At 64.9% G+C, this 5,919-nt stretch carries 8 protein-coding genes; 5 read left to right on the top strand and 3 right to left on the bottom strand.

Annotation, left to right across the window (positions count from 1 at the left end; translation table 11 throughout):
* Positions 1 to 109 precede the first annotated feature (109 nt).
* Both LQ956_RS14680 and LQ956_RS14675 read right to left on the bottom strand, forming a co-directional pair.
* Positions 110 to 1,063: a cobyrinic acid a,c-diamide synthase gene (locus LQ956_RS14680; RefSeq protein ID WP_238623149.1), complete on the bottom strand. Its 954-nt coding sequence runs from the start codon at positions 1,061 to 1,063 to the stop codon at positions 110 to 112.
* A 56-nt stretch (positions 1,064 to 1,119) separates the two neighbouring features.
* Positions 1,120 to 1,608 carry an HMA2 domain-containing protein gene (locus LQ956_RS14675; RefSeq protein ID WP_238630310.1) on the bottom strand — a complete coding sequence of 163 codons (489 nt, stop codon included), beginning with the start codon at positions 1,606 to 1,608 and terminating at the stop codon, positions 1,120 to 1,122.
* 231 nt (positions 1,609 to 1,839) lie between these two features.
* Here LQ956_RS14675 and LQ956_RS14670 point away from each other — a divergent pair, with 231 nt between their 5' ends.
* From LQ956_RS14670 to LQ956_RS14650, 5 genes are all read left to right on the top strand, one after another.
* Positions 1,840 to 2,178 (top strand): heavy-metal-associated domain-containing protein, encoded by a 339-nt coding sequence (locus LQ956_RS14670; protein WP_238623147.1) that lies wholly within the window; start codon positions 1,840 to 1,842, stop codon positions 2,176 to 2,178.
* A gap of 88 nt (positions 2,179 to 2,266) precedes the next feature.
* Positions 2,267 to 2,497: a hypothetical protein gene (locus tag LQ956_RS14665; protein ID WP_238630311.1), complete on the top strand. Its 231-nt coding sequence runs from the start codon at positions 2,267 to 2,269 to the stop codon at positions 2,495 to 2,497.
* The gene (locus LQ956_RS14660) at positions 2,497 to 2,856 is read left to right on the top strand and encodes a hypothetical protein (protein WP_238623145.1); all 360 of its coding nucleotides are present in this window, start codon (positions 2,497 to 2,499) and stop codon (positions 2,854 to 2,856) included. Before LQ956_RS14665 ends, LQ956_RS14660 begins: the two co-directional genes overlap by 1 nt.
* The gene (locus LQ956_RS14655) at positions 2,849 to 3,313 is read left to right on the top strand and encodes a YtxH domain-containing protein (RefSeq protein WP_238630312.1); all 465 of its coding nucleotides are present in this window, start codon (positions 2,849 to 2,851) and stop codon (positions 3,311 to 3,313) included. The genes LQ956_RS14660 and LQ956_RS14655 overlap by 8 nt, the downstream gene beginning before the upstream one ends.
* Positions 3,313 to 5,442 (top strand): heavy metal translocating P-type ATPase, encoded by a 2,130-nt coding sequence (locus tag LQ956_RS14650; protein ID WP_238630313.1) that lies wholly within the window; start codon positions 3,313 to 3,315, stop codon positions 5,440 to 5,442. The genes LQ956_RS14655 and LQ956_RS14650 overlap by 1 nt, the downstream gene beginning before the upstream one ends.
* A 183-nt stretch (positions 5,443 to 5,625) precedes the next feature.
* Here LQ956_RS14650 and LQ956_RS15145 read toward each other — a convergent pair whose 3' ends face one another.
* Entirely contained in the window at positions 5,626 to 5,808 is a 183-nt protein-coding gene (locus tag LQ956_RS15145) for a hypothetical protein (protein ID WP_430733432.1), read from the bottom strand.
* Between the last annotated feature and the right edge of the window lie 111 nt (positions 5,809 to 5,919).

Genomic DNA, 5,919 nt, shown 5'->3' with positions numbered 1-5,919 from the left:
GGTTTTGCTGTTGTCCGGCTGCGGTGGTGGTGATGGTATCCCCGACGCCCTGGATCGTACCCCTTATTGTCCGGGGTGCACGCGGTAGCATCGATTCACCAACGATATTTCAGGGATCGGCGCGTCCGTACCGATGGGCCTTTTCGGCAAACTGCTGAAGATCCTTGAGGGCCTGTTGCGTGGCCATCGCCGCCTGAGGGCGGTCGGTGGCCACGGCGGAGACCGCCACGGCGGTATCATCCAGGGCGGTCATGATGGCTTCGTTACGGGCCCCGAGTTCCCGCAGGCGTCGTTCCGTGTCATCCACCAGTTCCAGGCGCCGCTCCAGGGCACGCCTTTCTTCATCGGTGATCCCTGCCGATGGCTTGTCCAGGCGCTGTCTGACGTAGGCCGCGTCCACGCCGGCGATCCCCCTGCTTACCGAGGCCATGGCCTGGAGGGTATCCACCGAGTTTCGACAGGCCTCGGCCACCAGACTCCGGGAGCGTTCAAAGGTGAGCTCCCGGGGATCGAACTTGCTCCGCAGCAGGTCATCCACGTGCAGATAACGGCTGTAGAGCCGATCCGCCTGAATGGCCAGATCCGGGCGGTTCAGCGCCAGCAGGTCCTTTTTGGCCTGCCAGAACCCGAGGATCACGTCATCGGTTTCTGCCGGCGGTTGATCCGGCTGCAACACCGTCAGCCCTTGCTCCCGGGCTTTGCGTTCCAGCGCGGCCCGCTCCCGTGCCGCCTCGGCGGCCAGCCGGGCCTGGCGGTGGCGTTCGGCCCGGGCCTGTTGCCAACGCCGCCAGCCCCGCTCCAGCGGGATGGCCACGGGAATGGCCACCAGACCGGCCAGCCAACCCCAAAGGGAGACTGAAAAGCCGCCCCAGAGGGAGGTGAGCCAGAGGATGAAGGCGATGAAGGGGATGATCAGCCAATAGCGAAGCGCCACCTGCCAGCGGGTGGCGGGATCTGTGGGCAGTGCCAGCCTTGGGTTGATCATGCCGATGATCAACCAGGGCAGGCAGGACAGGAACAGCCCGTAGGCAAAGCTCTGCAGGAATCCGAACATGGAGGGCATTGTAGGGCCTTGCCGGGGGCGGGTCCACGAACTATGCGGAGAGGACTGGGGCCGGTCTACCGGAGCAGATGGCGGCGATAGACCAGCAGATGAACCCCCAGACAGGCCACGAACATCCAGCCGGTGCCGGCATGCCAATATTTCCAGCCCCGTGGGCGCAGTTGCGTCACCGCCAGTGATGTTGCCAGGCTGGTGAGCATGCCCATCTTGGAGACCCGATTCACCCGCATGCGCAGGGATCGCTGGCCGGGCCGGCGCTGGGCTCCGGAGACTGGTGAGGGTCTCTTGATTGAACGGGCAGGGGAGGGGGATGCCGAACCGATGAGGTTGCTGATCCGGGCTTCCATCTCGGCCATGGTACAAGCCGCCTGATCATACTGTACGACCACACTGCCGGCCCCAGGGTTGGGCCGCAGGTCCGTGACACCGTCCAGCGCCAGCAGCTCGCGTTCCAGCCGTTCCCTGGGCACCGCCTGTCGCAGCGATTCGCCTTTGAGCCGCAGCCGACCCGAGATGGATGAAACAATGGAAATAGGGGTGCCCATGGCCCTGAACTCCTGGAGAGATATCATTACGGGGACGGATGTTGACAATACAGCACGCTATTCGAATCCTTGCAACTTCAGTATGCTCAAACCAAAAACCATTCGATCCCCCGGTCACGTTAGCCAGCCTCCCGCCAGCCAGGTGCCGCAAACTAAGGAGTTTTCCATGTCGACCTGTGACATGTCCTTCCTGCGTCCTGGCTTCGCTTCATCCTTCGGTAAGCTTCACGCATGACCCATGCCGATCTGTTGCTGCAACTCCTGAGCCGGGTGCGCGTCGCCCATCACCTGCGGGGCCGCATTCGCCTGAAACTGGATACCGACCTCAAGGGGTTGGCCGGGGCAGCGGACATCCCCGAGATCGAGCGGATGCTGGACCAGCTTCCCGGCGTGTTCAGCGTCCGTCTCAACCTGCTGGCCCGCTCCTGCCTGGTGGAATACGACCCCGACGTGATACCCATGGCCGCCTGGGAGGACTTCCTCCAGGGGCGCGCCACCGAGGCCGCGGACACCTTGCGCCGGATCGTGCAGCAGGCTCGCCATGAGTTGATGGATGCGGTGCCCGGCTGAACCCGACCGGCGCATCTTTCACGTCAATCCCGGGATGTCCCGCCGGGATGATCCTCACCAGATCCCATAGGATCACAAGGAGCTCACCATGTATCACCTGATTCCCTTTGCCGCCGGCGCCGTGGTGGGTGCGCTTGCCGTCAGGCTGCTGCGTACCGACAAGACCCGGCAGGGGCTGGAAAAGGCCCAGGACACCCTGCGCGAGGCCACCGTCTCCAGCCTGAGCAGCATCGAACACGTCTCGGCCCGTGCCCGCAAGCGATTGGAAAACGAATCGCAGCCGGGCAAAGACGGTGCCGTTGATGAGCCTGCGCAGTGATGAAGTACCGCCTTCCTGTGGGATACCGTCCTGCACCCCTCGCCCGCACCCCGCGCCGTCCCCTGGACTGTTATGAGGGCTGTTTTACCCGGGGATTCGTGACGGCCGCCTGTATCTCGGCTTTTCAGGATGTGGAACCCCCGCTCAGCCGGCCCGCACTGCGCCGGGTCATGCGCCATGGCCTGCAGGGCGGGACCGCCCTGGTGGCGGGCACCCGCGCCGCCAATGCAGTCAGGCGAGGGGATTATCTGTCGGCAGTGACGGCCGCTACCGCCGGCGCCGCCGGCGTCATGATCATCGAAAGACTCCTGCGCCCCTCCCCGGCGCGGGAAGACAAGGAGCAAAAAAAAGATGGGTAAGAAGCGTAAGAAGAACAAGGCCAGGGAGTCATGGGAGGGGTTTCATGGCTATGGTTACGGCCCGGGTCCCTGGGCGGGACACGGGCGAGGCTATGGCCCTTCTCCCTGGTATCCGGATGAGGGCGCCCCCGAAGGGGACCCCAGGGCAGGCTATGGTGGTCCCGAAGGCGATGCCTACCAGGACCAGCGGGGCAGACATCGTTACCGGGGTGACGAAGAAGGCTGGCTCCATCGCCTGACCCACATGCTGGATGCCCCCCATCGAGACAAGTTCCTGCTGGGCCTGATGGTGGGGGCCGGCGCCGCCTGGATCCTGAGTGACGAAGAGATGCGTCGCAAGATCATGAAGGCCGGTCTGGACCTGTACGCTGGTATGGCCGGTGGCGTGGAGGAGATCAAGGAGCAGATGGCGGACATCAAGGCCGAGATGGAAGCGGAACGGCACGGAGACCGCTGATGGATGCGCCCTGGTTTGCCCGGCTGGAGCCGGTTCACGCCGTCGCCGGCAGAATCCGCCTGCGCTACCAGTGCCGGCCGGGCATGCCCCTGGAACCCCATCGCATCGAACGGGCAGTGGAATCCCTCCAGGGGGTCTGCCAGGTCCGGGTCAACCGGCGCATTCAGTGTCTGGTGATCCACTATGAAGACAGTCTCACCGATCCCATCCGTCTGGAAAGCGCCCTGCTGACACTGACCGCACCGGTCGTGTCACCGACCGCGCCCCTTCCCGAGCGCCACGGCAGCGGCCTGCCGGCGGTGGGCCTCAGTGGCGCGGTCATGGTGCTGTCCCGCTGGCTGCCCCTGTGGCTGCGACTGCCGCTCACCCTCCTGACCGCCCTGCCGGTGATGGGGGAGGCGGTGCAGGACCTGTGCCGCAAGGGCATCAGTTCCCATGTGCTGGAGGCCCTGGCGGTCGTCATTTCCATCGGCCGCCGGGACTATTTTGCCGCCAATACCACCATCCTCCTGCTGGCCTTGGGCGAGTATCTGGAACACACCATCGAACGTCGTTCCGACGAACTGCTCAAGCACCTGCTGCACCCGGCGGATGCGGAGATCTGGGTGGAGCGAGACGGGGTGGAAATCCTGGTCAGTGCCCGCGAGGTGCAAATGGGCGAGACGGTGATTGCCGCCACCGGCACGGTCATCCCGGTGGACGGCACCGTGCTGGGCGGGGAGGCACTGGTGAACGAGGCCACCATGACCGGCGAAAGCGTGCCGGTGGTCCGCCGTCGGGGTGACCCGGCCCTATCCGGCACCCTGGTCGAGGAGGGGCGCATCCGCATCTATGCGGAAAAGGTGGGTCACCATGCCGCGGCGGCCCGGATTGCGGACTTCGTGGAGCACTCCCTGAGCGTGAAGAGCCACACCCAGCTGGAGGCCTCTCAGCTGGCCGACCGGCTGGTGCCCATGGTGCTGGGCCTGTCCGCCGGGACCTGGGCCGTGTCCCGGGACTGGAACCGGGTCGCGGCGGTACTGCAGGCGGACTATTCCTGCGCCCTGAAACTGGCCACGCCGGTGGCCTTCAAGTCGTGCATGTACCGCGCCGGCAAGACCGGCATGCTGGTCAAGGGGGCAGGGGCGCTGGAGCGTCTGGCCGAGGCCGACACGGTGGTCTTCGACAAGACCGGCACCCTCACCTGCGGGGATCTGGAGGTCACCGACTCCATCGCCTTCGATGCCGCCTTCACCTCCGAGGATCTCATCAACCTGGCGGCCTCGGTGGAAGAGCACTACTTTCATCCCCTGGCCATTGCCGTGGTGGAAGCCGCCGAACGGCTGCCCCATCAGCAGCACTTCAACCACAAGGAAGTGGAGTTCATCGTCGCCCACGGGGTGGCCAGCGTCATCGATGACAAGCGCATCGTCGTGGGTTCCCGTCATTTTCTGGAGGAGCACGAGGGGATTGCCATTGCCCCCCAGACCCAGGTGATTGAATCGCTCAAGCGCCAGGGCAAGACGCTGCTCTATATTGGATTCGGTGGCGAGCTGCTCGGGGTGCTGGGTCTCAAGGACCGCCTGCGCCACAACAGCGCTGACACCGTGGCCCGCCTGCGCGGCCTGGGCATCGAGCGCGTCTACATGCTCACCGGGGATCATGAAGACCGTGCCCGGGAGATGGCCGACATACTGGGCCTGGACGGCTATCACGCCGAACTGATGCCGGAGGACAAGGCCCGTATCCTGCAGGAGCTCTCCGCCCAGGGGGCACGGATTGCGTTTGTGGGAGACGGCATCAACGACGCCCCGGCCCTATCCGGCGCCCATGTGGGGATCGCCATGCACCAGGGCGCCGAGATTGCCCGGCTGGCAGCGGACATCACCCTGTTGGAAGACGACATCGCCCGCGTTGCCGATGCCCGCGCCCTGGCCCTGTCGACCCGCGGCCTCATCGACAGCAACTTCCGCCTGACGGTGGGGCTCAATACCGCCATCCTGTCCGCGGCGGCCTTCGGCTGGCTCAGCCCGGTGGCCGCCTCCCTGCTTCACAACGGCAGCACCATCGCCATCCTGCTGCGTGCCCTGTCGGGCGGGGCGCGCGTCGTATCCGCGGGACAATCCTCAAACCAGGCCCCTGGCAATTAGCACGGAAAACCTGACCTGAAACATGAAGTGCGTCACAAAATGAGATAATCTCGACCCCAGGATCAAGCAGCGGAAAGGGACATGGAGTACAGGGAACCCGTGCGGCCCGAATGGGGTAGGGCAGGAGAGGGCGGTTATCCAAGGAAGCCCCCGCTGGACAGGCAGCGAGGGGCACAGGGTGTTTCAGGCATCCAGGGGGCTTCTGACGGCGAGACCGCCGCGATTGGGAAAGACAGACTGCCAACGCCATTCGCGAGGGGCATTGGGATACTTCCGTGCCAGTGCGTCAGGCAAAAGGGTTTCCCCCAGTCCCTGCTCAACATCCCTGGCGTGCAGGGCACGCACGGTTTCCAGGTGCTCGTTCAATGGGCCAACCAGCTATTCCGGCAAGGGCACGATCCGGTCCTTGTTCCCCTTGCCGGATCTCACCATGATCAAGCTTCGTTCAAATTCCACGTCCTGTACGCGAAGCCGCAG

It is taken from the genome of Ectothiorhodospira lacustris (genome assembly GCF_022227845.1).
Lineage (GTDB): Bacteria > Pseudomonadota > Gammaproteobacteria > Ectothiorhodospirales > Ectothiorhodospiraceae > Ectothiorhodospira > Ectothiorhodospira lacustris.
Note: the sequence above shows the minus strand (reverse complement) of the source record. Positions and strands in the feature narration are given on the sequence as shown.